The following is a 26,156-nucleotide window of genomic DNA, read 5'->3' on the forward strand; positions in this document are numbered from 1 at the left end:
GATCCGCTCATTTCTTTTCTGCGTCTTTATAAGTGTGTGGAGTCCATTTGCCCCATTTGGCCTCGTAGGTCGCTTTGTTTTGCTCGAACAGCGCCTGACGGTCGGCGCTTCGAAGCTTATTGAACGAAGCCGACAAGTGATGGTGGATGAAAACGTCCTCAGCGCAGCAAATGGTCTTGCCCAATAGCTCGACGCGACGGCAGTAGTCGTCATCTTCAAAGAAACCGCGACCGAAGGCTTCGTCCAGCGGGCCCACCGCTTCGTAGACTTCGCGGGAAAACATGACGCAGAAAAACGCGGCGGTCTGGATGTGCTGCAGCTTGCCGATATGGCTGTGGGTGTACTTCGCTGCTTCAACCAGCATTTCGTCCATGTTCTGGTAGCTGATCTGGATCTTGGCTTCGTTACCGATGTTGTTGGTCACCGGGCCGATGATGCCGATCGAAGGGTTGCGCTCCAGATGGCGATACAGCGTACGGATCCAGCCTGGTGTGACAAACGTGTCGTTATTGAGCAGAACCAGGTATTCACCATCGGCAATGGCCAGGCCCTGGTTGTTGCCCGCTGCGAACCCTCGGTTATCCTCGTTGAGGATGATCCTGCGGTTCTCGCCTTGAGTGACCCAATCGTTGAGCAGTGCCGGTGTGCCATCCACCGACGCGTTGTCGACAACGATGATTTCGAGGTTTTCGTGGTTGGTGTTCGCATCCAGGCTGGACAGGCAAGCCTTGGTCAGTTCGATGTTGTTGTAGGTCACCACGATCACACTGACTCGGGGCACGCTTCGCGCGTTTTCGATCCGTTGGATCATCTGTTCGGCGCGGTGGCCCCAGGTCTGGTTTCTGGCGAATGCCTGACGGGCCGGCACACGGGCGGCAGCATCGGGTGCATCAAGTTCTTCGCTGATCGCACGGATGAACTCTTCCGTGGTCGGCGCGGCATGCACCAGGTTTTCGAATTGCTTGATTTCCGGCAGGTCGACGGACACGACCGGTTTGCCGGCACTGAGGTATTCATAGACCTTGACCGGGTTGGTGGCCAGGGTCAGCGGAATCACCTGGAACGGCAACAGGCAGACGTCGAAGGCATGCAGGTACTTCGGCAGTTCGCTGTATGGCATTTCCCCGGTGAACGTGACGTTGTTCAAATGTGCCAGTCTGGCCCGGGCGCCTGCGGTGTCGGCACCGATCATCAGAATGCAGTGCTGAGGGAATGCCTTGGCAACGCTTTCCAGCAAATCAAGGTCGAACCAACCGGCGATTGCACCGTAATAGCCAATGATCTTGCGTTGCTGAGGGTCGACATATACGTCGGCCGGGCGTGCCGCGAAGTGTTCGAATTCGCCGGCATTGCGAATCAGGATCCGGTTTTGCGTGTGCTGCGATACGATTTCATCCAGCCAGGTGGAGGTGGTGATCGTGATATCGGCGTTGCGCATGAGCGCTCGCTCGATCGCCAGCACTTCTTCGGAAACGTCGCCGAATCCCTCGTGGTGATCCATGCAGTCATAGACCACTTCGCTGTCCGGCAGCATGGAGCAGGTTTCATACCAGAACGGATGCTGAACCATCGAAACGATCTGACGGCTTGCCGCCCAGTCCAGCACATGACCGATCGAACCTTTGAGCTGCTCGGCGATGTCGACACCCGGCGCGGTGGTGTAGATCACCGGGGCGCCTTTGGCGTACAGGTTGATCTGGAACAGCCGGCCATGTTCGTCCAGTTGCTCGACTTTGAAACCCGGGCGTGGGTCGTCAACCAGGTTGACGGACACATAGAACACCCGCCGACCCGCACCGGCCAGCGCTTGTGCCAGTTGTTGCGGGCGCTGGTGACGGAAGTGCCAGTCGATGACGCCCCAGAAGATGTAGTCGGCGAGGCCTTGCTGTTGCGGCGCAGGGCGCAGCGTCGGCAGATCGAACGAGTTGCCGCTCAACACCTGATTCTTCATGGCGGACAACGGCGTTTCGACGACCGTCGAATAGGATTGTCGTACGGCTTTTCTGACGGCGGCCGGCAAGGGGAGACGGTGGTAGACGCTGCGGAGCTTGTTTTTCAGGGCGCGCTTGTCCGCCGTCGAAAAGCCGTGACGGGCCATGCGCAGGGCCAGGCGCAAGGGTTTGGTCAATTTCCAGGAATGACTGTCGATGACTTGTTTGTATTGCGCTTCGACGCGCTTGAGCTGTTCGAAAACGACTCTGTGCGCTTCCACTGTCGCTTGATTCGCCGCTTCGCTGGCCTCCAGTGCGGCCAGTGTTTCGGCCTGTGTGGCGATCAGTTCAGCCTGTCGGTCTTCCAGATTGCGCAAAGCTTCCTCGAACTCGCCATGTTGGGATTCGAGTTGTTGACGTTGCGCCGCCACGCGATCTTTCAGATCGGTCCAACGTGAGTTGTCGGACTCGATATCGAGATCGTGCAAGTGCAGTTGCGTGCTCTGGGCATTGTCCAGGTTCGAATACACCAGCAGGATCTGCTCGCCACGCCAGTAGTTGGGTTCGTCCTGCGAGGTGTCGATGATGCTGCTGTGGGTCAATACCCATTTGCCGAAGCTTGCGGGGACGTTTTTAAAGTCGAAGGAGTAGAAGTGCTCATCGATCAGCTCTTGCTCCAGCTCTTGCTCTCTGAATGGCAGGAGCAGCACGATGAATTTTCCGGCCTTGGTACTGACCTGCTTGAGCACATTCCACGGCGCAGTGAAGTGTTCGAGCGTGTTGGATGAAAACACGACGTCCCAAGTCTCGCTGGTTCTTTCGCCCAGAAAGTCCTCGCAAAGAAATTTGTAGGCCGGGTAGGCTGCGGAGGCTTTCTCGATCGCTTCGGAGGAAAAATCCACGCCGACGAGGCCCGGCAGTTCCAGGCGCTTGGCCAGAGCCTGCGTGCCGTCGCCCTGCGCGCAGCCCCAATCGCACATCGTCAGGTTTTGATCCTTGATTTGTGCGATGAGCCAGTTCGGGATGTTTTTAGCCGCCACATCACTGAAGAAGATACTTTGTTCGCGACCGAAGTTTTCTTCCCAGTCGTTGGCAAAGCGATGATCCCAGTAAGCTTTGGAGTTGACTTCACCAGTCTCAATTGAATCGTCGGCAGGTTTTTTCATGGTGTAAGTGCTCCTTTACTCACTGCATCGTTTTCGATAGCGATGGATATTCTCGGCATGAACAATCCCGAGGCATTGCTGATAAATGACGAAGAAAAATACTGCGCGCCTTCCACATACTCATAGTAATGAATGGCGGCCGAAGTTCTGTTTTCGATGGCGGCAACTAACAGGTAGTCACCGGAGCACAGGAAGTTGTCCACTTCGAAGCACACTTCCTGGCCTTCACCATTGTCAGGTTCGAAAGTCAGCTTTTCATTCCAGGTCGTGCCGACGATAAGGTCACTGCCCGATAGATTCTTCAAAGAGAACGACACCGACAATCCTTCAGTCGACTTCAAGGCGCGAGTGCTGAACCTGATCTTGATGATCATTTTTTCGTGATCGTTGTACAGGTTCTTGCGCACCCCTTGGGCATCGAAGATGCCGGCACTTTCGATCACCCCGATGTGTGATCCCCAGTGATTGATGGGCTGCTCCACGTGGCGCGGTTGTACTGTGGCTTCGGGCGATGAAATGTCCGGACTTTTTTCCGGAGCTCGATCAAACAGGTGTTCGGTGTACTGGGCTGTGACCGGGAAAACATCACCGATCGCGCGAACGGTACCCTTGTCCAGCCACAATGCGCGGTCGCAGAGAGTGCGGACAGCCGCTACGTCATGGGAGACGAAAAGGATGCTGACGCCCGAGTCCTTCATCTGCTTGATACGATCCAGGCACTTGGCCTGGAAGCGTGCGTCGCCCACCGACAGTGCTTCGTCAACCACCAGGATGCTCGGATCGGTATGCACGGCCACGGAGAACGCCAGGCGCACGTACATGCCCGAAGAGTAGGTCTTGACCGGTTGATTGATGAAGTCGCCGATTTCCGCGAACGCTTCTATATCGGCATATCTTTCGTTGATCTCATCGAGCGACAAACCGAGAATCGCTGCGTTCAGATAGACGTTTTCCTTGCCGGTGAACTCCGGGTTGAAACCGGCTCCAAGCTCCAGCAGTGCGGCGATACGGCCGCGTACATTGATCTCGCCGGAGCTCGGGTTCAGGGTGCCGCAGAGCATCTGCAGAAGGGTTGACTTGCCCGACCCGTTGCTGCCGATGATACCGACGGTTTCACCGGTCCTGACTTCGAACGAAGCGCTTTTGAGTGCCCAGAACTCGTTGAAATATTTGCGCTTGCCGCGAAACAGCATCTGCAGCAGTCGCTTGTGCGGCTTGTCGTAGATTTCGTAGCATTTGCTCAGGTTTTCGACGCTGATGGCCGGCTCAGAGTACATCGGCAAACCCCTTGCGAGTCTTTTGGAACCAGGCAAAGCCACACCAGGCCATGATGGCCCCGAAAATCAGCATGATGCCCCAGGTCATGAAGTTCGGAACCTGGCCGAATATCAGCACGTTGCGGCTCTGCTCGATGATGTAGGCCAGTGGATTGATGCGGATCCAGAATTGATATTTTTCCGGCAATGCAGTGATCGGAAAAAACACGGCAGACATGAACAGCATCACGGTAGTGAACATCACTGTGATCTGGCCGATGTCGCGCAGATAAACGCCGAGCGAGGCGAACAGCCAGCTCATGCCCATGATGCCGAGAAACAGCGGCAGCATGACAAATGGAAGCAGCAATGCTGTCCATGGAACGCTGTGATTGATGATGATTTGCGCAAGCAACAATACACACAGGCTGATGGCGGCGTGAAACAGTGCCGACATGAATGTGACCCATGAAAGTACTTCAAGCGGGAACACGACCTTTTTCACGTAGCTGACATTGGACGTTATCAGGGCCGGTGCGCGATTGATGCATTCAGCGAACAGGCCATGGATCAGAAGTCCGACAAAAAGAATGATCGCAAAGTCAGTCTTGCTTTCATCGGCCGATACACCCCAGCGCGCTTTGAAGACAACTGAAAAAACGAATGTGTAAATAACCAGCATCAAGATCGGGTTGAAAAAAGACCACGACAAACCCAATGTCGAGCCACGATAACGTCCCAGTACTTCGCGTTTGCTCAACTGCATTATCAAGCGTTTGTTACGCCAGAAACTGCTAATCATCTCTACAGGGTTTGCTGAATAATTTTGCATCAGGGGTTTGACTCGACTTCTTGTGCAGGTGGCCTATTGACGTTCAATTTTTATAGCGAGGAGTGACTGTCCATTTTTCCGGTAAGCCTGGGCGGTGCCTTATGGTTTTACCGGTACGAATCCATGAATTTCGCCTCAACCAGAGGGAACGGAAGGCTGCTAGATCGGTTTGGCCAGCGTTGACAGCCCAGCGTCTCGACCGCGCCGCGCATGGTATCGTATTGGGCCCTGCCATTTCACCCTGTAATCTCCGTTTTCCCGCGTCTTTGCCGGCTTGCACGCGTGCCAGTGCCCGTCTTGACACGGAGCTGACGCTTTCCATTCATCGATTCGGGTGCAGGGAGTACGACGGCATGTCGGGACTGACGTTTCACTTCAACGCTGACGCCATTAGTGGCGTTACATGGATGAAACAGCAAAGGCGAGGGGCAAGGCGCAATTTCTCGACGTGGATTGTCATGCTGACCATGAAGTTTGCGGCCCGGATGGCTATACATGAAAGAGCCAGATCCGGGGCAACATTGACAGCTTCGAATTGTCTCACTACAAGAAACTCGGGTAGGCGGTTGCGGATGACAACGGTTTGCAACGAGATATTGCCAATATTTCACAACGCGCTGTGTTTCCATTTACGTACAATGGCGCGCAGGTTTTGTGAGCAGGCATCGTCGGGAGAGCGACTGGATATTTATGGATAAATTTAGGGTTTTCTTACTGAGTCTGCCCCGGCGGCAAAAGCGGCTGTTGCAAGTGGCAACTGACTGCATGCTGGTCTGGCTGGCGCTCTGGTTGGCATTCATCGTGCGTCTGGGCATTGATGACATGTATAACCCTTTGCGCGTTCATTTCTGGTTGTTCACTTGCGCGCCTCTGATCGCGATCCCGCTGTTCGTCCGTTTCGGCATGTACCGTGCCGTGATGCGTTATTTCGGCAATGATGCCCTGGTTGCAATCATCAAGGCTGTCAGCCTTTCGTCGTTGATTCTGGCGCTCGTGGTTTACTGGTACAGCAACCACGAGGCGGTCATACCCCGCTCGATCATCTTCAATTACTGGTGGCTGAGCCTTGTCATCATTGGCGGATTGCGTCTGTGCATGCGTCAATATTTCATGGGTGACTGGTTCAATACGGTGCAGCATGTACCCTTTACCAACCGGGATGACGGGCTGACCAAGGTCGCGATCTATGGTGCGGGTGTGGCGGGCAATCAATTGGTCGCGGCGCTGCGTATGGGCCGGGTCATGCGCCCGGTTGCTTTCATCGATGATGACGCCAGCATTGCCGACCGCTCCATTTCCGGACTCCAGGTCTACAAGCCCAAGCATATCCAGCAAATGATCGATGTGACGGGGGCTCAGGAAATCCTGCTGGCACTGCCATCGTCGACTCGCGCGCGTCGCCGCGAAATTCTAAATGTGCTGGAAGGTTTCCCGCTGCATGTGCGCAGTGTTCCGAACTTTACCGATTTGGCCAGCGGACGGGTAAAAGTCGAAGACATTCAGGAAGTCGACATCGCAGACCTGCTCGGGCGTGACGCAGTTCCAGCGCAACCGGATCTGCTCGAACGTTGCATCAAGGGCAAGACGGTGATGGTCACGGGGGCTGGGGGCTCGATCGGGTCGGAGTTGTGCCGGCAGATCTTTGCGCATGCACCCACTACTCTTCTATTGTTCGAACATAGTGAGTTCAATCTGTACAGCATCCTTTCGGAGCTGGAGCAGCGTGGTGTCCGCGAGTCGGTGCCGGTTCGCCTCTTGCCGATCCTGGGCTCCATCCGCCATCAGGACAAACTCCTCGATGTCATGCGAACCTGGAAAGTCGACACGGTCTACCATGCGGCAGCTTACAAGCACGTGCCGATGGTCGAGCACAATATTGCCGAAGGGGTGCTCAATAACGTCATCGGAACCCTCAACACAGCGCAGGCGGCGTTGCAGTCGGGGGTTTCGAACTTCGTTCTCATATCGACCGACAAGGCCGTGCGTCCGACCAACGTCATGGGCAGCACCAAGCGTCTGGCCGAGATGACGCTCCAGGCGTTGAGCCGTGAAGTGGCCCCTGTGCTGTTCGGCGACAAGGCCAACGTGTCTCGTGTCAACAAGACCCGCTTTACCATGGTTCGCTTTGGCAACGTGCTGGGTTCGTCCGGGTCTGTTATTCCTCTGTTTCACAGCCAGATCAAGTCAGGCGGTCCGCTGACGGTCACCCATCCGAAAATCACCCGTTACTTCATGACCATTCCCGAAGCGGCCCAGCTTGTCATCCAGGCGGGTTCGATGGGGCAGGGGGGTGATGTCTTCGTGTTGGACATGGGTGAGCCGGTCAGAATCGTCGAGCTGGCCGAAAAAATGATTCATCTTTCGGGTCTGAGCATTCGTTCCGAGCGTAATCCGCAAGGTGACATTTCCATCGAATTCACCGGGCTGCGGCCAGGAGAGAAGCTCTATGAAGAGCTGTTGATCGGCGATAATGTCGCCGCCACGCCTCATCCGATGATCATGACCGCCAATGAAGATCACTTGCCTTGGGATGTGCTGAAAGGCAAGCTGGCCGAGCTCCTCACTGCCGTCGAAAAAGATGATTATTCGCGCGTCCGTCAGTTGCTGCGAGAGACTGTCAGCGGGTATTCCCCTGACGGTGAGATCGTGGACTGGATTTACCAGCAGCGGCGCTTGGAGCCCTGATTGTTTCACATCCTGTAACGGACACGTTTTTGACAGGCTCCCATCATCGCCTAAGTTTGGAGAGCAGCTTCGGAAAAGCTGCTTTCTCAATTGATGATGGAGCGTCACTTATGCGTACCGGATATTTCTACTCCCTGATTTTTGCCTTGCTGACCAGCGCCTCGATTGCCGCCATTGCTGCGCCTTCGGCTTCTTCTGATGCGAGCAAGGCGCCTTTGGTGATGGGCGTATCAGCCACTTCTGAAAATCATAAGGTCGATCTGAACGGTGCCGACGCGGCCACTCTGCAAAAGGAATTGGCAGGCGTGGGCGAGGCCAAGGCGAAAGCGATTGTTGCTTATCGTGAAACAAACGGGCCATTTGCGTCCGTGGATGAACTGCTGGAAGTGAAAGGCATCGGCAAGGCGATCCTGGATCGCAATCGCGACAAGCTGGAAGTGAACTAAGCTGATTGTTCAACGCCAAGGGGCCGGTCATTGACCGGCCCTTTTTGCTTGCCGGTTCCTGAGTACACCGCAAGAGGGTTACAGCCTTTCCGTCGGAAAATAGAAAATTACGGCTATCATATTGGTTTCAGATTATGCCTATAATAATTTCAGTCGCCACTGAAGCCTTCTGCTTTTCAGCGGTCGTTCATTCCTCACGCATCCCAGGAGTATCGTCATGAATTCCCCGAAATCCCAAGGTACGGCGCTGGTCACGGGCGCTTCTTCCGGTATTGGTGCGGTGTACGCCGAGAGACTGGCGGCGCGTGGTTTCGATCTGCTGCTGGTCGCTCGTGACAAGGCGCGTCTGGAATCGGCTGCGAGCAAACTGCGAGACGTCCATGGCGTTGAGGTTGAAGTGCTCAAGGCTGATCTGACGCAAAAGGATGATGTGATCAAGCTTGAGCAGCGTCTGCGCAGCGATTCCAGCATTACGCTACTGGTCAACAATGCTGGCGTAGCATCCAACGGATTGCTGGCCAACGCCGATCCCGATGAACTGGAGAAGCTGATCCAGCTGAATGTCACGACCCTGACCCGACTGGCTTCGGCCGCCGCCGCTGCTTTCACCAGCGCCGGGCGCGGCACGATCATCAACATTGCATCGGTGGTTGCCCTGTTTCCTGAGCGTTTCAATGCCACCTACAGTGCCAGCAAGGCTTATGTATTGAGCCTCTCCCAAACGCTGAATGCGGAACTCGAAGGCACAGGTGTCAAGGTGCAAGCGGTTCTGCCTGGAGTGACGCGCACCGAAATCTGGGAGCGCTCCGGTTTTGATGCCAGCGGTATTCCTGCGGAGATGGTCATGGAGGCCGGCGAGATGGTCGATGCCGCGTTGTCCGGTCTGGATCAGGGCGAGCTCGTCACGATTCCTTCGCTGCCCGATGCCGGGGAATGGCAAGCCTTCGTCGCTGCCCGTCATGTGATGGCGCCCAATCTGTCCCATAGCTCGGCCGCCAGCCGTTACAAGTAAATCAAGTCGAGAGAGGTCAACCCGATATGGATCAGCGTCGAGTAGTTGTCACGGGTATGGGCCTGGTTTCGCCCTTGGGAAGCGGTGTCGAAGTCGTCTGGCAGCGCCTGCTGGCCGGGCGTTCGGGGTTGCGAAACTTGCCGGAAGCGGTAATTGCCGATCTGCCGACCCGGGTCGGCGGTGTGGTGCCGACGATGGAGGAGGACGCCGATGCGGGTTTCGATCCGGATCGCGCCACGCCACCCAAAGAACAGAAGAAAATGGACCGTTTCATTCTGTTCGCGATGGAGGCTGCACGGCAGGCGCTTGAGCAAGCGGGCTGGCATCCCACCGAACCCCGCGCTCAGGAGCGCACGGCCACGATCATAGGCTCCGGTGTCGGCGGCTTCGGCGCGATCGCCGATGCGGTGCGCACCACCGACAGCCGTGGCCCGCGACGCTTGTCGCCGTTCACCATCCCGTCGTTTCTGGTCAACCTTGCGGCGGGACATGTCTCGATCCAGCACGGTCTCAAGGGCCCGCTCGGTGCGCCGGTCACCGCGTGTGCCGCCGGCGTGCAGGCGATCGGTGATGCGGCCCGGCTGATTCGTGCCGGTGAGGCCGACATCGCGGTGTGCGGCGGTGCGGAAGCCTGCATCGATCGCGTCAGTCTTGCCGGTTTTGCGGCAGCGCGGGCTTTGTCCAGTGGCTACAACGACACGCCCAAACGCGCCTCGCGCCCGTTCGACAGCGGACGTGACGGGTTCGTGATGGGCGAGGGCGCCGGGCTGCTGGTGATCGAGTCGCTGGAGCACGCACTGGCGCGCGGCGCACAGCCGCTGGTCGAACTGGTCGGATATGGCACCAGCGCCGATGCCTATCACCTGACCGCCGGGCCGGAAGATGGCAGCGGCGCTCGCCGGGCGATGACACTGGCGCTGGCCCAGGCCGGCATAACGCCGGATCAGGTGCAGCATCTGAACGCGCATGCGACTTCGACGCCGGTGGGCGACCTCGGTGAGTTGGCCGCAATCAAGTCGGTGTTTGGTGCGCAAAACGCAATCGCCGTGACCTCGACCAAATCCGCGACGGGGCATTTGCTGGGCGCGGCGGGAGGTCTGGAAGCAATCTTCACGCTGTTGGCGATCCGCGATCAAATCGTTCCGCCGACCCTCAACCTGGAAAATCCCGATCCGGCCAGCGAAGGCGTGGATATCGTCCACGGTCAGGCGCGGTCAATACCGATCGAATATGCGTTGTCCAACGGTTTCGGATTTGGCGGGGTCAATGCCAGCGTATTGTTCAAGCGCTGGCAGGCTTAGTCTTCCGTTCGTTTTAGATGTTCGCGGGTGACGTCGAGGATGCGTTGCGCAAACCCGGCATCCGCGACACTGCGCGACAGCAGCAGCGCTCCGGCCAGCGTCGCCATGATAACGATGCTGCGCTCGGGGGCGTTCTCGCCTTCAAGGGTGCCTTCGATCTGGTCCAGGCGCGCCTTGAGCACTTCATCGCTGGTCGGGCTCGGCTGGCCGCGCAACCCCAGCTCCGATGAAATGGTAACCAGCGGGCAGCCTTCATGCGGCGTGGTCTGATGCCACTCGGACAGGTAGGTGTCGATGAACAGCTCCAGCGGGTTTTCCTGGGCGAAGATCTCCGCGCACAAGCAGGCCACTTGATCGCCGGCCGCTTGCAGGGCTTTTTCAACGAGTTCGTCCTTGGACTTGAAGTGCGAGTAGAAACCGCCGTGCGTCAGGCCCAGCGCTTTCATCAATGGCTGCAGACCGGTCGCACCAATGCCGTCCTTGCGAAACCGCTCGGACGCTTCCTTGATAATGCGCTGATGGGTCTGGGCTTTATGATCCTGCGAGTAACGCATTTAAACTCTCCGCAACAAGACCGCCATCTTAACCAATGCAAATTGAATGGTGACTGTACTTCTACTTCTAAAAAAACGGCCGGTGACTCCGACATGTTCGTAACAGCCATCAGCGGTTGGCACGGATAGTGGTTGCAGCTTGCAAAGTTGCCATCGCTTGAGGAGCAGGAGAATCATGTACAAAGACTACCCGGCCGCCTATCAGGTCAGCAAAGGCTCGGCGTTACAGGTCAATACACCTTTCTACGAACGGATTCGCGACCGCAAGGACGGGCGCACGCTGATCGAACAATTCGAAGTGCCGATCCGCACCGGCCGTGCCTGGCACGTGCCGGCGGGGCATGTGTTTCGTGTCACCACACCGGTCGGGCCCCAGGTGGGCGATTTCAATGTGTGGAACGCACACGATCCACGCGAACGGATGTGGGCTGCGCGCACCCGGCAACTGCAGGGCGCGCATGTCAGCACCCACGACCGGTTGTGGTCGAACCTGCCTTTCCTGCGACCTCTGGTGACCATCACCGATGACAGCCTGGCCGACTATGGCATCGACGAGCACGGCGGGCGCCTGCACGATTTGCTCGGCACGCGCTGCGATCCTTATGTGAACAAAATGCTCACCGGCGAGGACTTCCATCATCACTGCCATTCCAACCTGACCCGCGCCGTGTTGCCCCATGGCCTGACCGAGTTCGATGTGCATGACGTGCTGAACATCTTTCAGTGCACCGGCCTGAATCACGATGACCTGTATTTCATGAAGGCCTGTCCGGCGCAGAAGGGCGATTACCTGGAGTTTTTCGCCGAAATCGACTTGCTGTGCGCGTTGTCGACCTGTCCGGGTGGAGATCTGTCATTGGCGATGTGGGGGCCGGATGCACAGGACCCGCTGACCGTGTGCCGCCCGCTCGGGGTGGAAATCTATCGTCTGGACGACGCGCTGCTCGAAGGCTGGAGCCAGCCGGAACGTGCAGCGTACAAAGGCCTGCATGGCTTGCACATTGCCAAGGCCGAGTGGGAAAAGTAACCGCGACAAAAAACAAACCCCGCCGATTCAGGCGGGGTTTTTCGTTCAGCGGTCCTGCGCGTCCTTGATGTCCGCTTCGGCATTGCGTTCAGCGACACGCTTGCGTTGTTCATCGGTCAATTCGACCTTGTTGGCGGTGTCACGCAACATCATCAGACCGCCGACGATCGAGCCGATTGCAACGACCAGAATCAACCAGGCATACCAGGGCATAACGGCTCTCCTTAAGGGCAGGTCGACGGGCGAGGGTTTCGTCGTGCAACGCTGCATACCACTTTGAGCGAAGTGCATTCGCAGTGGTTCCATTCTAGGCCGGTTATGCCCGTCGCGGTTTACAGTCCGGTGAGCATGGCGTCTGCCGGGGCGTTGGCGCGCAACTGGCCGGTCAACAGGAAGTAGCCGAAACCGACCGCCATGAAACCGAGGAAGATCAGTCCGATCAACGCATTGAACCAGGCCATCGCCACCAGACAGACTACGGCCAGCACCAGTGCGATCATAGGAATCAGCGGATAGCACGGCGCGCGGAAGGTGCGCTCCAGATTCGGTTCGGATTTACGCAGTTTGAACAGGCTGAGCATGCTCATGATGTACATCACGATCGCGCCGAACACCGCCATGGTGATCATCGCGGCGGTGAGGGTCATGCCGCCGAGGTTGATCAGGCCGTCGCTGTAGATCGCCGCGATGCCGATCACGCCGCCGGCGATGATGGCGCGGTGCGGGGTCTGAAAGCGCGACAGCTTCGCCAGCGAGGCGGGCAGGTAACCGGCGCGGGCGAGGGCGAAGAACTGCCGCGAGTAGCCAAGAATGATCCCGTGGAAACTCGCCACCAGCCCGAACAGGCCGATCCAGACCAGCATGTGCAGCCAGCCGGAGTTGTCGCCGACCACTGTTTTCATCGCCTGAGGCAGCGGGTCGTTGATGTTCGACAGGGTGCGCCAGTCACCGACGCCACCGGCGAAGAACATCACGCCCATGGCCAGCAACACCAAGGTCAGAATGCCGCTGATGTAGGCCTTGGGAATCGTGCGTTTCGGGTCCTTGGCTTCTTCGGCGGCCATGGCGGCGCCTTCGATGGCGAGGAAGAACCAGATCGCGAACGGAATCGCCGCGAACATCCCGGCAACCGCCGGAGCACCGAAGATGTCCGAGCCGGCCCAGCCATTCAGCGCGAAGTTGCTAAAGCTGAAGGCTGGCGCGACTACGCCCATGAACACCAACAACTCGGCGACGGCCAGTACGCAGACGATCAACTCGAAGGTCGCGGCCAGTTTCACACCGAGAATGTTCAAACCCATGAAGACGATGTACGCGCCGACCGCCGCGTGTTTCGGATCGAGGGCCGGAAACTGCACGTTCAGGTAGGCACCGATCGCCAAGGCAATCGCCGGCGGGGCGAAGACGAATTCGATCAGTGTCGCCAGTCCGGCAAACAGCCCGCCTTTTTCACCGAAGGCGCGGCGACTGTAGGCGAACGGCCCGCCCGCGTGGGGGATCGCCGTGGTCAGTTCGGTAAAGCTGAAGATGAAGCAGGTGTACATGGTCGCGACCATGAACGAGGTCACCAGAAAACCCAGGGTTCCCGCGACGCCCCAGCCGTAACTCCAGCCGAAGTACTCCCCGGAAATCACCAGCCCCACCGCAATGCCCCACAGGTGCAAGGTGCCCAGCGTGGGTTTGAGTTGTGTGTTCATGTGTTTGCTCCCTGAACGGTTTGGAAAGCTCGGGGAAGGGCGTGTGCAGTGGGCGTGCCATTTTGTATTGGCGGGTCGTAAAGAGCTGAAAGCTGTCGTATCGGGGATGTTCGCGGCTTGATGGCTGCATTGTTGTGCGCCAGTTGGGTGCGATGTTGTCAGTGCTGCCGTCTTCGCGGGCAAGCCCGCTCCCACAGGTGTCAGCGGTGTCTGGACGCGCGCATTTCAAATTGTGTGAGCGAGCCTGCTCGCGAAGAGGCCCGTCCACACGACGCAAAACTCACCTGTAACGCCCGCGTAAACCCACTCTTTACGCTTTCTTTATGCCCCGCGCGCACCCTCGCTCTCGTTCCTTTACAGCCTCCTTTCCGACAATGCCTCCACACGCGGCAATACGCCGTAACACGGAGATCTTCCATGAGCGTTCTGGACGGGGTGTCACTGCTATTGGCAGTGGGGCTGTTCATTTATCTGTTGGTTGCGCTGTTGCGCGCGGATCGGACTTAGGAGCGGCTATGCACAGTTATGACTATTGGCTGATCCTCGCTTTCTTCGCGGTGGTCTTGCTGCCGGCGCCGTTCCTCGGGCGCTTCTACTACAAGGTGATGGAGGGCCAGCGCACCTGGCTGACGCCGATTCTCGGCCCGGTCGAGCGCGGCTGTTACCGCATCGCCGGGGTCAATCCGCAGGACGAACAGAGCTGGCAGAAGTACACGCTGGCGCTGCTGGCGTTCAACCTCGCCGGTTTTCTGCTGCTGTTCGCGATCCTGCTGTTCCAGGATCACCTGCCGCTGAACCCGCAAAACCTGCCGGGTCAGGAGTGGACCCTCGCGTTCAACACCGCCGTCAGTTTCATGACCAACACCAACTGGCAGGCCTACAGCGGCGAAGCGTCGCTCAGCTACCTGAGCCAGATGGTCGGCCTCACCGTGCAGAACTTCGTCAGCGCCGCCACCGGCCTCGCCGTGCTGGTTGCGCTGTGCCGTGGCATCGGGCGCAAATCCACCAAAACCCTCGGCAACTTCTGGGTCGACATGACCCGCGCCACCCTCTACGGCTTGCTACCGCTGTGCCTGCTGCTGGCGCTGTACCTGGTGTGGCAGGGCGTGCCGCAAACCTTCGCCCAATATGTGAATGCAGTGACGATGCAGGGCGTTGATCAGGTGATCCCGCTCGGCCCGGCCGCCAGCCAGATTGCGATCAAACAACTGGGGACCAACGGTGGTGGCTTCTTCGGCGTCAACTCGGCGCATCCGTTCGAGAACCCGACCGCCTGGAGCAACCTGTTCGAAGTCGCGTCGATCATCCTGATCCCGGTCGCGCTGGTGTTCACCTTCGGCCACTACGTGAAGGACCTGCGTCAGAGCCGCGCCATCATCGGTTGCATGCTCGCGCTGTTCATCATCGGCGGCGCCACTTCGCTGTGGGCCGAATATCAGCCGAACCCGGCGCTGAACAACGTTGCCGTCGAACAGACCGCACCGCTGGAAGGCAAGGAAGCACGCTTCGGCACCACCGCCACGGTGCTCTGGTCGGTGACCACTACTGCCGCGTCGAACGGCTCGGTCAACGGTATGCATGACAGCCTCAACCCGCTCAGCGGCATGGTCGCGCTGGTCAACATGATGGTCGGCGAAGTGATCTTCGGCGGCGTCGGCGCGGGGCTCTACGGCATGTTGCTGAACGTGCTGATCGCGGTCTTCCTCGCCGGTCTGATGATTGGTCGCACCCCGGAATACCTCGGCAAGAAACTCCAGGCCCGCGAAGTGCAACTGTTGGTGGTGACCCTGCTGGTGATGCCGGTCGGCGTGCTGGTGCTGGGCGCGATTGCCGCCAGCCTGCCGGGTCCGGTGGCGGCGGTGAGCAACCCCGGTCCGCACGGTTTCAGTCAGTTGCTCTACGCCTACACCTCGGCCAGCGCGAACAACGGTTCGGCGTTCGGCGGTTTCGGTGCCAACACTGCGTTCCACAACCTGATGCTCGGTCTGGGCATGTTGATTGGTCGCTTCGGTTACATCCTCCCGGTACTGTCCCTGGCCGGCAGCCTGGCGATGAAGAAAACCGCACCGATCGGCCAGAACAGCTTCCCGACCCACGGCCCGCTGTTCGTGACCCTGTTGACCGTGACCATTTTGCTGGTGGGCGGCCTGACCTTCTTGCCGACCCTGGCGCTCGGCCCGATTGCCGAACACCTGAGCATGGGCTTCTAAGGAATCCATCATGAATATGCATGTTCCAGCTTCAAAACCAGCGGCAGCTGCCAAGTCGGCTGAAGCTCCGAAAACCGCGATCAGCGCCCTGTGGCGCCCGGCGCTGGTGCAAGCGTTCGTCAAGCTCGACCCGCGCCAGTTGCAGCGCTCGCCAGTGATGCTGGTGGTCGAACTGACAGCGATCCTGACCACCGTGCTGTGCTTCATTCCCGACAGCAGCGTGCCGACCTTCGTTGCTGCGCAAATCGCCCTGTGGCTGTGGTTCACCGTGCTGTTCGCCAACTTCGCCGAAGCGCTGGCCGAAGGTCGCGGCAAGGCCCGCGCCGACAGCCTCAAGGCCGGCAGCGAAGGCCTCAGCGCCCGACGCAAACTCGCCAACGGCAGCTTCCAGGTCGTACCGGCCACCAGCCTGCGCAAGGGCGATGTGGTGCGCGTCGAAGCGGGGGAGATGATCCCCGGTGACGGCGAGGTCATCGAAGGCATCGCGGCGGTCAACGAAGCGGCGATCACCGGTGAATCGGCGCCAGTGATTCGCGAGTCCGGTGGCGACCGTTCCGCCGTCACCGGCAACACCCGGCTGGTGTCCGACTGGCTGCTGGTGAAGATCACCGCCAATCCTGGCGAATCGACACTGGATCGGATGATCGCGCTGGTCGAAGGCGCCAAACGCCAGAAGACCCCGAACGAAGTGGCGCTGGACATCCTGCTGATCGGCCTGACCCTGATCTTCCTGCTGGTGGTCGTGACCCTGCAACCGTTCGCCCACTTCGCCAACGGCAGCCTGCCGCTGGTGTTCCTGGTGGCGTTATTGGTCACGCTGATTCCGACCACCATTGGTGGTCTGCTGTCGGCGATCGGGATTGCCGGGATGGATCGTCTGGTGCGCCTGAACGTGATCGCCAAGTCCGGTCGCGCGGTGGAAGCGGCGGGTGACGTGCACGTGTTGCTGCTGGACAAGACCGGCACCATCACGTTCGGTAACCGTCGTTGCAGTGCGGTATATGCCGCGCCGGGTGTGAACGCCCGTGAACTGGCCGAAGGCGCGCTGTTCGCCTCGCTGGCTGACGAAACCGCTGAAGGCAAGTCCATCGTCGAGTACCTGCGCGGCTCCAATCCGCAGCCGGAACCTTCGCCGGAAACCCTGAATGCCGTGCCGTTCAGCGCGGAAACCCGCTTGTCCGGTGTCGACTACCAGGGCCGTGTATTCCGCAAGGGCGCGGTGGATTCGCTGCTGGCCTTCCTTGGTCAGCAACGCAAGGATCTGGCCCCGGCGCTGTCCCGGGAAATCGACAAGATCGCCCAGAGCGGCGGCACCCCGTTGCTGGTTTGTGCCGACGGCAAATTGCTCGGTGCGATTCATCTGAAAGACGTGGTCAAGCCAGGCATCCGCGAGCGTTTCGCCGAGCTGCGCAAACTGGGGATTCGCACGGTGATGGTGACTGGCGACAACCCGCTGACCGCTGCCGCGATTGCCGCTGAAGCGGGCGTCGACGACGTACTGGCCGAAGCCACACCGGAGAAGAAACTGGCGCGCATCCGTCACGAGCAGAACGACGGTCGTCTGGTCGCGATGTGTGGTGACGGCGCCAACGACGCCCCGGCGCTGGCCCAGGCTGACGTCGGCATGGCGATGAACGACGGCACGCAGGCCGCGCGCGAAGCAGCCAACATGGTCGACCTCGACAGCGATCCGACCAAGCTGCTGGACGTGGTGCAGATCGGCAAGGAATTGCTGGTGACCCGTGGCGCGCTGACGACCTTTTCCATCGCCAACGACGTGGCCAAGTATTTCGCGATCCTGCCGGCCCTGTTTGCCGCGATCTACCCGCAGCTCGGCGTGCTGAACATCATGCAGTTGAGCAGTCCGCAGAGCGCAATCCTGTCGGCCATCGTCTTTAACGCTTTGATCATCGTGGTGCTGATTCCGTTGGCCCTGCGTGGTGTGCGGGTGCAGGCAGCGAGCGCGGCGGCGCTGCTGCGTCGCAATCTGCTGATCTATGGCCTGGGCGGGATTCTGGTGCCGTTCGTGGGGATCAAGGCGATCGACATGCTGTTGACGGCGTTGCATCTGGTTTGAACCTGAACAGCGGTGTGCCGGGCACACCGCTTCAAGCATGAATTCGAGGATTTTGAAATGTCCACAATGTTACGTCCGGCCCTGAGCTTGCTGGTGCTGATGACCTTGGTCACCGGCGTTGCCTATCCGCTGGTAGTTACGGGCGTCGCGCAAGTTGCCTTCCCCGAGCAGGCCAACGGCAGTCTGGTGCGCGACGCCGAAGGCAAGGTGCGTGGCTCGTCGCTGATCGCTCAGGATTTTGTCGGCGATGCCTGGTTCCATCCGCGTCCATCGGCCGGTGCCTTTGCCACCGTGTCGAGCAGTGCGAGCAACCTGTCGCCGAGCAACCCGGCGCTGGCCACTCGGGTGATCGACGACGCCAACAAGCAGCAGGTGCCCGGTCAGGGTCCGGTGCCGCTGGCGCTGGTGACCACCTCCGGCAGTGGCCTCGATCCGCACTTGCCACCGGCGGCGATTGCCTATCAACTGGCGCGTGTTGCGGCAGCGCGCAATCTGCCGGTGGCGACCTTGCAGCAGTTGCTCGACGCGCACATCGAACAGCCGCTGGTGGGTCCGCCGGTGGTGAATGTGCTGGCGCTGAACATGGCGCTGGAAAAGCTCTGAGTCGGTGGCGCTGCCAATCGCTGGCCAGCCAGCTCCCACAGGAGCACGCATTCCCCATGTGGGAGCTGGCTTGCCAGCGATGACGGCAGTCCAGGCAATACACAAACATCAGGAAGAGAGCTTCAAGCATGAGTGACTCCGGCCGCGCCGACGCGCTGTTAGCAGAACTGCCCCGCGACGGACGCGGCCGGCTCAAGGTTTTTCTCGGCGCAGCGCCAGGCGTGGGCAAGACCTACGCGATGCTGCAGGCCGCCCACAGCCAGCTGCGCCAAGGCGTGAAAGTCATCGCCGGGGTGGTCGAAACCCACGGCCGCGCTGAAACCGAAGCGCTGCTCGGCGGCCTGCCGCAACTGCCGCTGGTGCGCTCGGAATATCGCGGCGTGACGCTCGAAGAAATGGACCTCGACGGCCTGCTCGCCGCCAGGCCGAAACTGGTGCTGGTCGACGAACTCGCCCACAGCAACGCCCCCGGCAGCCGTCACGCCAAACGCTGGCAGGATATTCAGGAACTGCTCGCCGCCGGCATCGACGTCTACACCACGGTCAACGTCCAGCACCTGGAAAGTCTCAACGATCAGGTGCGCGGCATTACCGGCGTGCAGGTGCGCGAAACCCTGCCGGACTGGGTGCTGCAGGAAGCCTACGAACTGCTGCTGATCGACCTGCCGCCCCGCGAACTGCTCGAGCGCCTGCGCGAAGGCAAGGTCTACGTGCCGGAACAGGCGCGGGCGGCGATCGATGCATTTTTCACCCAGACCAACCTCACTGCGCTGCGCGAACTGGCGATGCAGACCGCTGCCGCGCAGGTCGATAACGATCTCGCTCAGGGCTATCGTCAGCTCGGCCAGGCCGCGCCAGCGGTGCGCGGGCGCTTGCTGGTCGGGGTCGACGGCGATGCCCAGGCCGAACGGCTGGTGCGCCATGCCAGCCGGGTCGCCCAGCGTCGGCATTTGCCGTGGAGTCTGGTGCACGTCGACAACGGCAGCGTGCGCGACGAGCAATCGCGCCTGCGCCTGCAAAGCGCCCAGCAACTGGCCGAACGCCTCGGCGGCGAAGTGGTGCTGCTGCGGGCCGGCGAAGTGGCGAAAACCCTGATCCAGCATGCCGCTGAACGGCGGGCGAGTCTGGTGCTGGTCGGCCAGTCGCGACCGCGCCTGCGCAGGCGTCTGTTCGGGGGTGGGCTGGCGGCGCGTCTGCTGCGTCAGGCCCACGGTCTGGAAATCAACGTGCTGGACAGCGATCAGCAACAGCATCAACCGCGCCCGCGTTCAGCACCGACGCTGGTGTGGTTCGACTATGCGCTGGCGCTGGTCGCCACGGTATTGGCCAGTGCGCTGGCGTGGGCGGTGTCCAGCGTGCTGCCGCTGCCGAACATCTCGCTGGTGTTTCTGGCGGCGGTGTTGCTGGTGGCGGTGCGCAGCAGTCTCGGCCCGGCGCTGGCCTGTGCGGCGTTGTCGTTTCTGACCTATGACTTTCTGTTCATCCCGCCGAATTTCTCCTTCAGCATCCAGCGCGAAGAAGACGTGCTGACCTTGCTGTTCTTCCTGCTGATGGCGGCGCTCACCGGCAACCTCGCGGCCCGCCAGCGCCGGCAATTGCAGGCGTTGCGCGACACCCAGGAAGAGACCACCGAACTGCTCGACCTGTCGCGCAAACTCACTGCCGCCACTGACCGTCAGGCCGTGGTCAGCGCCGCCGCGCAGCACCTCAATGGCTGGAGCGATCTGCAACTGTGCCTGCTCAATCGCGACGGGCAGGGCGGCTGGAAAGTCGAAACCGGCGGGCCGCTGCAATTCACTGAATCCGAACGCGCCGCCGCCGACTGGGCCTGGCAGCACGATCAACCGGCGGGCATGGGCACCGGCACGCTGCCGTTCGGCCGCTGGTGGTGGTGGCCGCTGTCGGTGGAAGACGGACCGCTGGCGCTGCTCGGTGTGTGTGCCAAAGAGGGCCAGACCTTGAGCGGCCAGCGTCGTCGTTTGCTCACCGCGTTGAGCCAGCCGCTGGCTCAAGCTTTGGCCCGAGCACAACTGGCCGATGATCTGGAAGCCGCGCGCCTGCACGGCGAAACCGAGCAACTGCGCAGCGCCTTGCTGGCCTCGGTGTCCCACGATCTGCGCACGCCGCTGACCTCGATGCGCGGCAGCATCGACAGCCTGCTGGCCCTCGGCGAAGCGATCCCGCTGGAGGATCGCCGCGAATTGCTCGAAGGCACTCGCGATGAAGCCGAACGTCTCGATCGCTACATCCAGAACCTGCTGGACATGACCCGTCTCGGCCACGGCGCCCTGAAGCTGGCGCGGGACTGGGTGTCGCCGGCGGACATCGTCGGCAGTGCGCTCAATCGTCTGCGGGCGGTGTTGTCGTCGTTGCAAGTGAGCACCGATGTACCGGCCGAGTTGCCGCTGTTGTACGTGCATGCCGCGTTGATCGAACAGGCGCTGGTCAACGTGCTGGAAAACGCCGCACGATTCTCGCCGTCCCACGGCCGTCTGCAACTGCGCGCCGGGGCGGATGACAGCGAGGTGTTTTTCTCGGTGAGCGATGAAGGGCCGGGGATTCCGGTGGATGAGCGGGCGAAGATTTTCGACATGTTCTACACCGCCGCCCGAGGTGATCGGGGCGGGCAGGGGACGGGGTTGGGGCTGGCGATCTGTCAGGGCATGGTCGGTGCCCACGGCGGGCGGATCAGTGTCGGCGACGGCATCGACGGGCGTGGCACCTGCATCACCCTGCACCTGCCGTTGCAGACGCAACCGGGGATGGACGGTGAAGCCTGATCCGCGCTGCGCTACTCTCTTGCCACTCTTTTGTGTTGATGTGAACTCATGAGCCAGACCGCGACCATTTTGGTCATCGATGACGAACCGCAGATCCGCAAGTTTCTGCGCATCAGCCTCGCTTCCCAGGGCTACAAAGTGCTGGAGGCCGGCACCGGCGCCGAGGGCCTGGCCCAGGCGGCGCTGAACAAACCGGACCTGCTGGTACTCGACCTCGGCCTGCCGGACATGGACGGCCAGCAAGTGCTGCGCGAGTTTCGCGAATGGGCCACGGCGCCGGTGCTGGTGCTGTCGGTGCGCGCCAGCGAAGGGCAGAAAGTCCAGGCACTGGATGGCGGCGCCAATGACTACGTGACCAAGCCGTTCGGCATTCAGGAATTTCTTGCCCGGGTGCGCGCGTTGCTGCGTCAGGCACCGGCAGGCGAGGCGCAGCAGGCCGCGTTGAATTTCGGCCCGCTGACCGTGGACCTGGCGTATCGCCGGGTACTGCTCGACGGCGTCGAGGTCGCTCTGACCCGCAAGGAATACGCAGTGCTGGCGCAACTGGCGCGGCATCCGGGGCGGGTGATCACCCAGCAGCAATTGCTCAAGGACATCTGGGGCCCGACCCACACCGAGGACAGCCACTACTTGCGGATCGTGGTCGGGCATCTGCGGCAGAAACTGGCAGACGATCCAACCCGGCCCCGGTTTATCGTGACCGAGGCTGGCGTCGGTTATCGCTTGTTGAGCGAGAGCAGCCTTTAGTTCTGTTCGCTCTCATAGCGGTCGAGGGTATCCCGGGCAATCTCGCGACCCAGCGCGATCAGTTCCGGCGCCTTGTAGAACTCGAAGAACCGGCACACTCGTTTCGGCACGTTGATCAGGATGTCCGGCGGATACCCGGCGATCTTGTACTGCGCCAGCGAGGTCTGCATCACCTCGAAACTCTGGTTGATCAGATCAAGCAATGAAGCCGGCCCGACGTTATCGACGATGAATGATCCGGTGGCGGATTTCGGTGCGCCGTCGCGCTCAGGCGCGGCGGCCGGTTGCTGGGCTTCCGGTTCAGCGCCTTCGACCCATGGATTGATCTCCGCCGCTTCGGCACGCAGCGCTTCCTGTTCCAGCATCAGCAATTGCTCGGCCTGTTTGCGGCGGAACGGCATCTTTGAACCAAGCGAAGTGATCAGGCTGTCGAAGCGCGTGCGGAACGCGGCGGGGCGCTGGATCACCGGCAGTTTGTAATGGCGCTGGTTGGTCGAGTTGAGATTGACCGCGATGATCAGATCGCAATGGCTCGACACCACCGGCACGATCGGCAACGGGTTGAGAATGCCGCCGTCCACCAGCATCCGGTTGCCCTGCATCACCGGGGTGAACAGGCTGGGAATCGCCGCCGAAGCTCGCATGGCCTGATGCAGGCAGCCTTCCTGGAACCAGATTTCCTGTTGGTTGGTGAGGTCGGCGGCTACGGCGGTGTAGGGAATGCGCAGGTCTTCGATGTTGATCTCGCCGACGATCTTGCGGATATGGCCGAAGACTTTTTCGCCACGGATCGCACCGAGGCGGAAGCTGACGTCCACCAGGCGCAGCACGTCGAGGTAATCCAGGCTTTCGATCCAGTTGCGATACTCGTCGAGCTTGCCGGCGGCGTAGATTCCGCCGACCACGGCCCCCATTGAACAGCCGGCAATACAACTGATGTCATAGCCCCGTCGTTCGATCTCTTCAATGACCCCGATATGGGCATAGCCCCGGGCGCCACCGGAGCCCAGCACCAGTGCGACACGCTTTTTCATCCAACTTCCTCCCGACAAGGTTGCACAATGCACCCATCGAGGGCCGGGCTTCAATCGGCGGGGTCGCTCGAGGCGGCGATGGCGTCGTTTTTTCGATACTTCATGACCCGTCGGCGTTATCTTTTGCAGTGCGGCGCAATGGCGGGGCCCAAGGCACTTTTTCGCTGGCGCACCGTCTTACCTGCACGACTGTTGACCTATCTTTGAGGTGTGAGTGATGAAAGCCTGGATCTGTGTGCCGTTGATGGCACTGGCATTGGCCGGTTGCGCCGGCAAGACCGCTTACCGCGACAGCTGCGGCAGTCAGCTCGACGCGGCGTGGCATGAACTGGATCTGGCCAAGGCCGAGGGTTTCGCCGGTACGGTCAGTTACTCCAAGGCGTTGTCGTTGCTGACAGCCGCCAAGACCCAGCAGCAATTCGAGGGATTCGAAGGCTGCACCAGGAAAGCCGAAAAAGCGCGTTTCTACATTCGCGAATCCCGCGCCGGGCGCTAAGCTGCTGACGTGGCGCAAGGGCAGGTCGCTTGCGCCGGCGCACACTCGTGCAAAGTCATTGAATTCTGGAGCAAGCGATGTCTGCGTTGGTTGACCGGTTGGTGGCCCATGTCCTGAGCCTGGAAGTGCGGCTGCTGGCCTGTCAGGCGCGTCTGACCGCGCGGACCGACCCTGAAGCGCTGCACGACTTGCGCACTACCGTGCGGCGCTTGCGCAGTCTGTTGCGACCGTTGCGCGGCTTGCCCGGTGTCGAACAGTTGGAAAGCACGGCGGCCAGCGTCGGACAACTGACCACGCCGTGGCGCGACCGCGAGGTGCTGGCGGCGTGGTTGATCAAGCATGATCAGCCCGAAGCTGCGCAACGGCGCATGGCGCAGATGGCCGAGGCTTATCCGACACTGGCGGCCAGTGCCGAAGTGGCGTCGCTGCTGATGATCCTCGATGCCTTTCCGCGTTTTCTGCGTGCGTCCCAGCGCCAGGGATTGCTCAAGCGCCTGGACAAACGCATCGAAAAACGTCTCGGCAAACAATGGAAGAACCTCGACGTGGCGCTGCACGACCCGGCCCACGACCGCCATCGCCTGCGCCTGCTGATCAAGCGCGTGCGCTATGGTATCGAGGCCTATCCGGAACTCGATCGTCTGCCGGAAGCCGCATTGCCCCGTTTGAAATCCGCGCAAGGCGCCCTCGGTGACTGGCACGATTGCTGGCAATGGCTGGCCCGCGCCGAATTGGAGCCGGATCTGCAACCCTGCGTCGCCACCTGGCAGGCGACCATGATCCAGGCCGAAAGCAAGGCGGACCGGGTGCTGGAAAAACTCAGCGCAGCCTGCTTCAAGTCCTGAAACCCGCTGGCGCGCAGCATCGCTGTCTTATCTGTCAGTCTCTTTGACCGGAATGGACGCTGCGCCGCTCTGCCGCGCTGGTTAAGATCCGGTCATTCCCTTTTTCGTGTCCGAGGTTTCCATGCGCTTTTGCGATCTGATCGATGCTGTCCGTCGTCAACCGGAGGTCACGATTCCGGCGGAGTGGGGGCAGGGCCGGGCCAGTTTTGGCGGGTTGGTGGCTGCGCTGCAATTTGAAGTGATGCGCACCCAAGTGCCGGCCGACCGGCCGGTGCGTTCGCTGGCGATCACCTTTGTCGGCCCGGTCGAGCCCGAAGTGCCGGTGAGCTTTCAAGTCGAGGTGCTGCGCGAAGGCAAAGCGGTCAGCCAGGTGCTGGGGCGCGCGGTGCAGAACGGTCAGGTGGTGACGATGGTGCAAGGCAGCTTCGGGGCTTCGCGGCCGTCGGAAGTGGCGGTGGAAGCCTATCCGGCGCCGGAGATGAAACACTGGGACGACTGCCAGGAACTGCCGTACATCAAAGGCGTAACCCCCGAGTTCATGCGTCATCTGGCGATGCGCTGGAGCGTTGGCGGGATGCCGTTCACCGGCAATCAATCGCGGCTGATGGGCGGCTGGGTGCGCCTGCGTGGGGATGTGAAGGAAGAGCCGGTCAACGAAGCGCACCTGCTGGCGCTGGTCGATGCCTGGCCACCCGCGCTGTTGCCGTATCTGAAGAAACCGGCACCGGGCAGCACGCTGACCTGGACCATCGAATTCGTTCAGCCGTTACGCGATTTGAGCACGCTGGATTTCTGCCAATACCTGGCGGACATCGAGTATGCGGCTGACGGTTACGGCCATGTCGCCGCCAAGCTGTGGAGCGCCGATGGTGAACTGATTGCCATGAGTCGGCAGACGGTGACGATCTTCGCCTGACTCAATGGCGGCGATGGCGTTCACGCCAGGCGCGGAACCAGCCGCCACTGAGGAAGAACCGCGGAAACGTCAGGAACTGCTCGACCAGCAGACGCGAGACGGCGTCCTTGCGATCACTGAACGGCTCGGAGGCTTGCGCCTCCAGGCTGTGGCCGTGACGCTGCAGACCCAGCGCCGCGATGATGCCGATCACGCCGATCGCCACGCTGGCCAGACTCAGGCTGAACACGCCCGAGACGATCAACAGAAACGCGACGATGAACAGCGGCACGGCAATCAGGTGCAGCACCAGATTGGTCGGGTGCTGATGGTTGTTCGGGTACGCGCGCCATTGCCACGCGGGAAGGTTGGGGTGACGTTTGCCCATGTTGCTGCTCCTCGATCCATGTTCGTTCGGTACATGGTTGAAGAATAGGCCGGGGCCGTGAGGGCGGCGAATCAAGGTTGGCTATTGAAGTGATAGGGACAATGGTCTTATTTGATGCTGTTTCTGCTGACGCCATCGCGGGCAAGCCCGCTCCCACACGGGATTGTGAACGCC

The 26,156-nt window shown here is 60.4% G+C and carries 22 protein-coding genes; 14 read left to right on the forward strand and 8 right to left on the reverse strand.

Annotated elements, in window-relative coordinates; all coding sequences use genetic code 11:
- Positions 1-7: 7 nt before the first annotated feature.
- From ACTJK7_RS18735 to ACTJK7_RS18745, 3 genes are read right to left on the reverse strand one after another with little or no spacing between them, the layout of a single operon-like run.
- Positions 8-3,097, reverse strand: a complete 3,090-nt coding sequence (locus ACTJK7_RS18735) for a glycosyltransferase (protein ID WP_084777058.1) — start codon at positions 3,095-3,097, stop codon at positions 8-10.
- The gene (locus tag ACTJK7_RS18740) at positions 3,094-4,374 is read right to left on the reverse strand and encodes an ABC transporter ATP-binding protein (RefSeq protein WP_064383359.1); all 1,281 of its coding nucleotides are present in this window, start codon (positions 4,372-4,374) and stop codon (positions 3,094-3,096) included. Before ACTJK7_RS18740 ends, ACTJK7_RS18735 begins: the two co-directional genes overlap by 4 nt.
- A complete protein-coding gene (locus ACTJK7_RS18745) occupies positions 4,364-5,185 on the reverse strand; it encodes an ABC transporter permease (RefSeq protein WP_440780187.1) in 822 nt (273 codons plus the stop codon). The genes ACTJK7_RS18740 and ACTJK7_RS18745 overlap by 11 nt, the downstream gene beginning before the upstream one ends.
- Before the next feature lie 690 nt (positions 5,186-5,875).
- Between ACTJK7_RS18745 and ACTJK7_RS18750 the strand changes: the two genes are divergently transcribed.
- From ACTJK7_RS18750 to fabF, 4 genes are all read left to right on the forward strand, one after another.
- Positions 5,876-7,870 carry a polysaccharide biosynthesis protein gene (locus ACTJK7_RS18750; protein ID WP_108562924.1) on the forward strand — a complete coding sequence of 665 codons (1,995 nt, stop codon included), beginning with the start codon at positions 5,876-5,878 and terminating at the stop codon, positions 7,868-7,870.
- Between the two features lie 110 nt (positions 7,871-7,980).
- On the forward strand, positions 7,981-8,316 hold the full coding sequence (locus tag ACTJK7_RS18755; RefSeq protein WP_108562923.1) for a ComEA family DNA-binding protein: 336 nt from the start codon (positions 7,981-7,983) through the stop codon (positions 8,314-8,316).
- Between the two features lie 217 nt (positions 8,317-8,533).
- Positions 8,534-9,328: an SDR family NAD(P)-dependent oxidoreductase gene (locus ACTJK7_RS18760; protein ID WP_108562922.1), complete on the forward strand. Its 795-nt coding sequence runs from the start codon at positions 8,534-8,536 to the stop codon at positions 9,326-9,328.
- Between the two features lie 26 nt (positions 9,329-9,354).
- Complete coding sequence (gene fabF / locus ACTJK7_RS18765; protein ID WP_108562921.1) at positions 9,355-10,629, forward strand: beta-ketoacyl-ACP synthase II; 1,275 nt, start codon at positions 9,355-9,357, stop codon at positions 10,627-10,629.
- On the opposite strand, the gene ACTJK7_RS18770 is transcribed toward fabF, so the two are convergent.
- A complete protein-coding gene (locus tag ACTJK7_RS18770) occupies positions 10,626-11,183 on the reverse strand; it encodes a TetR/AcrR family transcriptional regulator (RefSeq protein ID WP_108562920.1) in 558 nt (185 codons plus the stop codon). The genes fabF and ACTJK7_RS18770 overlap by 4 nt on opposite strands.
- Before the next feature lie 175 nt (positions 11,184-11,358).
- Between ACTJK7_RS18770 and ACTJK7_RS18775 the strand changes: the two genes are divergently transcribed.
- Positions 11,359-12,210 carry an urea carboxylase-associated family protein gene (locus tag ACTJK7_RS18775; protein ID WP_085607190.1) on the forward strand — a complete coding sequence of 284 codons (852 nt, stop codon included), beginning with the start codon at positions 11,359-11,361 and terminating at the stop codon, positions 12,208-12,210.
- A 45-nt stretch (positions 12,211-12,255) separates the two neighbouring features.
- Here ACTJK7_RS18775 and ACTJK7_RS18780 read toward each other — a convergent pair whose 3' ends face one another.
- A complete protein-coding gene (locus ACTJK7_RS18780) occupies positions 12,256-12,423 on the reverse strand; it encodes a DUF2897 family protein (RefSeq protein WP_007950938.1) in 168 nt (55 codons plus the stop codon).
- A gap of 119 nt (positions 12,424-12,542) precedes the next feature.
- The gene (eat, locus tag ACTJK7_RS18785) at positions 12,543-13,907 is read right to left on the reverse strand and encodes an ethanolamine permease (RefSeq protein ID WP_108562919.1); all 1,365 of its coding nucleotides are present in this window, start codon (positions 13,905-13,907) and stop codon (positions 12,543-12,545) included.
- Between the two features lie 417 nt (positions 13,908-14,324).
- Between eat and kdpF the strand changes: the two genes are divergently transcribed.
- The 6 genes from kdpF to ACTJK7_RS18815 all read left to right on the forward strand — a co-directional run bounded on the left by kdpF (position 14,325) and on the right by ACTJK7_RS18815 (position 22,324).
- Positions 14,325-14,414: a K(+)-transporting ATPase subunit F gene (gene kdpF / locus ACTJK7_RS18790; protein ID WP_007950940.1), complete on the forward strand. Its 90-nt coding sequence runs from the start codon at positions 14,325-14,327 to the stop codon at positions 14,412-14,414.
- An 8-nt stretch (positions 14,415-14,422) separates the two neighbouring features.
- Positions 14,423-16,117: a potassium-transporting ATPase subunit KdpA gene (kdpA, locus tag ACTJK7_RS18795; RefSeq protein WP_440780185.1), complete on the forward strand. Its 1,695-nt coding sequence runs from the start codon at positions 14,423-14,425 to the stop codon at positions 16,115-16,117.
- Positions 16,118-16,127: 10 nt separating this feature from the next.
- A complete protein-coding gene (gene kdpB / locus ACTJK7_RS18800; protein WP_440780184.1) occupies positions 16,128-18,194 on the forward strand; it encodes a potassium-transporting ATPase subunit KdpB in 2,067 nt (688 codons plus the stop codon).
- A 57-nt stretch (positions 18,195-18,251) separates the two neighbouring features.
- The gene (kdpC, locus tag ACTJK7_RS18805; protein ID WP_323150846.1) at positions 18,252-18,797 is read left to right on the forward strand and encodes a potassium-transporting ATPase subunit KdpC; all 546 of its coding nucleotides are present in this window, start codon (positions 18,252-18,254) and stop codon (positions 18,795-18,797) included.
- 128 nt (positions 18,798-18,925) lie between these two features.
- On the forward strand, positions 18,926-21,577 hold the full coding sequence (locus ACTJK7_RS18810; RefSeq protein ID WP_108562917.1) for a sensor histidine kinase: 2,652 nt from the start codon (positions 18,926-18,928) through the stop codon (positions 21,575-21,577).
- Positions 21,578-21,625: 48 nt separating this feature from the next.
- Positions 21,626-22,324: a response regulator gene (locus ACTJK7_RS18815; protein WP_039770498.1), complete on the forward strand. Its 699-nt coding sequence runs from the start codon at positions 21,626-21,628 to the stop codon at positions 22,322-22,324.
- Here ACTJK7_RS18815 and ACTJK7_RS18820 read toward each other — a convergent pair.
- Entirely contained in the window at positions 22,321-23,358 is a 1,038-nt protein-coding gene (locus tag ACTJK7_RS18820; RefSeq protein WP_323150970.1) for a patatin-like phospholipase family protein, read from the reverse strand. The genes ACTJK7_RS18815 and ACTJK7_RS18820 overlap by 4 nt on opposite strands.
- Before the next feature lie 217 nt (positions 23,359-23,575).
- Between ACTJK7_RS18820 and ACTJK7_RS18825 the strand changes: the two genes are divergently transcribed.
- From ACTJK7_RS18825 to ACTJK7_RS18835, 3 genes are all read left to right on the forward strand, one after another.
- Positions 23,576-23,854, forward strand: coding sequence for a hypothetical protein (locus ACTJK7_RS18825; RefSeq protein WP_011335323.1), 279 nt, complete (start codon positions 23,576-23,578; stop codon positions 23,852-23,854).
- Between the two features lie 77 nt (positions 23,855-23,931).
- Complete coding sequence (locus ACTJK7_RS18830) at positions 23,932-24,699, forward strand: CHAD domain-containing protein (protein ID WP_323150969.1); 768 nt, start codon at positions 23,932-23,934, stop codon at positions 24,697-24,699.
- 121 nt (positions 24,700-24,820) lie between these two features.
- A complete protein-coding gene (locus ACTJK7_RS18835) occupies positions 24,821-25,615 on the forward strand; it encodes an acyl-CoA thioesterase (RefSeq protein ID WP_108562914.1) in 795 nt (264 codons plus the stop codon).
- Between the two features lies 1 nt (position 25,616).
- On the opposite strand, the gene ACTJK7_RS18840 is transcribed toward ACTJK7_RS18835, so the two are convergent.
- Positions 25,617-25,982: an Mpo1-like protein gene (locus ACTJK7_RS18840; RefSeq protein ID WP_007950951.1), complete on the reverse strand. Its 366-nt coding sequence runs from the start codon at positions 25,980-25,982 to the stop codon at positions 25,617-25,619.
- Positions 25,983-26,156: the final 174 nt, after the last annotated feature.

Source organism: Pseudomonas sp. 22085 (assembly GCF_052045815.1).
GTDB lineage: Bacteria > Pseudomonadota > Gammaproteobacteria > Pseudomonadales > Pseudomonadaceae > Aquipseudomonas > Aquipseudomonas glycinae.

Bases quoted from the DNA above. Each gene is read 5' to 3' on its own strand.
- ACTJK7_RS18735 (WP_084777058.1), bottom strand. From the start codon at position 3,097: ATGAAAAAACCTGCCGACGATTCAATTGAGACTGGTGAAGTCAACTCC.
- ACTJK7_RS18740 (WP_064383359.1), bottom strand. From the start codon at position 4,374: ATGTACTCTGAGCCGGCCATCAGCGTCGAAAACCTGAGCAAATGCTAC.
- ACTJK7_RS18745 (WP_440780187.1), bottom strand. From the start codon at position 5,185: ATGCAAAATTATTCAGCAAACCCTGTAGAGATGATTAGCAGTTTCTGG.
- ACTJK7_RS18750 (WP_108562924.1), top strand. From the start codon at position 5,876: ATGGATAAATTTAGGGTTTTCTTACTGAGTCTGCCCCGGCGGCAAAAG.
- ACTJK7_RS18755 (WP_108562923.1), top strand. From the start codon at position 7,981: ATGCGTACCGGATATTTCTACTCCCTGATTTTTGCCTTGCTGACCAGC.
- ACTJK7_RS18760 (WP_108562922.1), top strand. From the start codon at position 8,534: ATGAATTCCCCGAAATCCCAAGGTACGGCGCTGGTCACGGGCGCTTCT.
- fabF (WP_108562921.1), top strand. From the start codon at position 9,355: ATGGATCAGCGTCGAGTAGTTGTCACGGGTATGGGCCTGGTTTCGCCC.
- ACTJK7_RS18770 (WP_108562920.1), bottom strand. From the start codon at position 11,183: ATGCGTTACTCGCAGGATCATAAAGCCCAGACCCATCAGCGCATTATC.
- ACTJK7_RS18775 (WP_085607190.1), top strand. From the start codon at position 11,359: ATGTACAAAGACTACCCGGCCGCCTATCAGGTCAGCAAAGGCTCGGCG.
- ACTJK7_RS18780 (WP_007950938.1), bottom strand. From the start codon at position 12,423: ATGCCCTGGTATGCCTGGTTGATTCTGGTCGTTGCAATCGGCTCGATC.
- eat (WP_108562919.1), bottom strand. From the start codon at position 13,907: ATGAACACACAACTCAAACCCACGCTGGGCACCTTGCACCTGTGGGGC.
- kdpF (WP_007950940.1), top strand. From the start codon at position 14,325: ATGAGCGTTCTGGACGGGGTGTCACTGCTATTGGCAGTGGGGCTGTTC.
- kdpA (WP_440780185.1), top strand. From the start codon at position 14,423: ATGCACAGTTATGACTATTGGCTGATCCTCGCTTTCTTCGCGGTGGTC.
- kdpB (WP_440780184.1), top strand. From the start codon at position 16,128: ATGAATATGCATGTTCCAGCTTCAAAACCAGCGGCAGCTGCCAAGTCG.
- kdpC (WP_323150846.1), top strand. From the start codon at position 18,252: ATGTCCACAATGTTACGTCCGGCCCTGAGCTTGCTGGTGCTGATGACC.
- ACTJK7_RS18810 (WP_108562917.1), top strand. From the start codon at position 18,926: ATGAGTGACTCCGGCCGCGCCGACGCGCTGTTAGCAGAACTGCCCCGC.
- ACTJK7_RS18815 (WP_039770498.1), top strand. From the start codon at position 21,626: ATGAGCCAGACCGCGACCATTTTGGTCATCGATGACGAACCGCAGATC.
- ACTJK7_RS18820 (WP_323150970.1), bottom strand. From the start codon at position 23,358: ATGAAAAAGCGTGTCGCACTGGTGCTGGGCTCCGGTGGCGCCCGGGGC.
- ACTJK7_RS18825 (WP_011335323.1), top strand. From the start codon at position 23,576: ATGAAAGCCTGGATCTGTGTGCCGTTGATGGCACTGGCATTGGCCGGT.
- ACTJK7_RS18830 (WP_323150969.1), top strand. From the start codon at position 23,932: ATGTCTGCGTTGGTTGACCGGTTGGTGGCCCATGTCCTGAGCCTGGAA.
- ACTJK7_RS18835 (WP_108562914.1), top strand. From the start codon at position 24,821: ATGCGCTTTTGCGATCTGATCGATGCTGTCCGTCGTCAACCGGAGGTC.
- ACTJK7_RS18840 (WP_007950951.1), bottom strand. From the start codon at position 25,982: ATGGGCAAACGTCACCCCAACCTTCCCGCGTGGCAATGGCGCGCGTAC.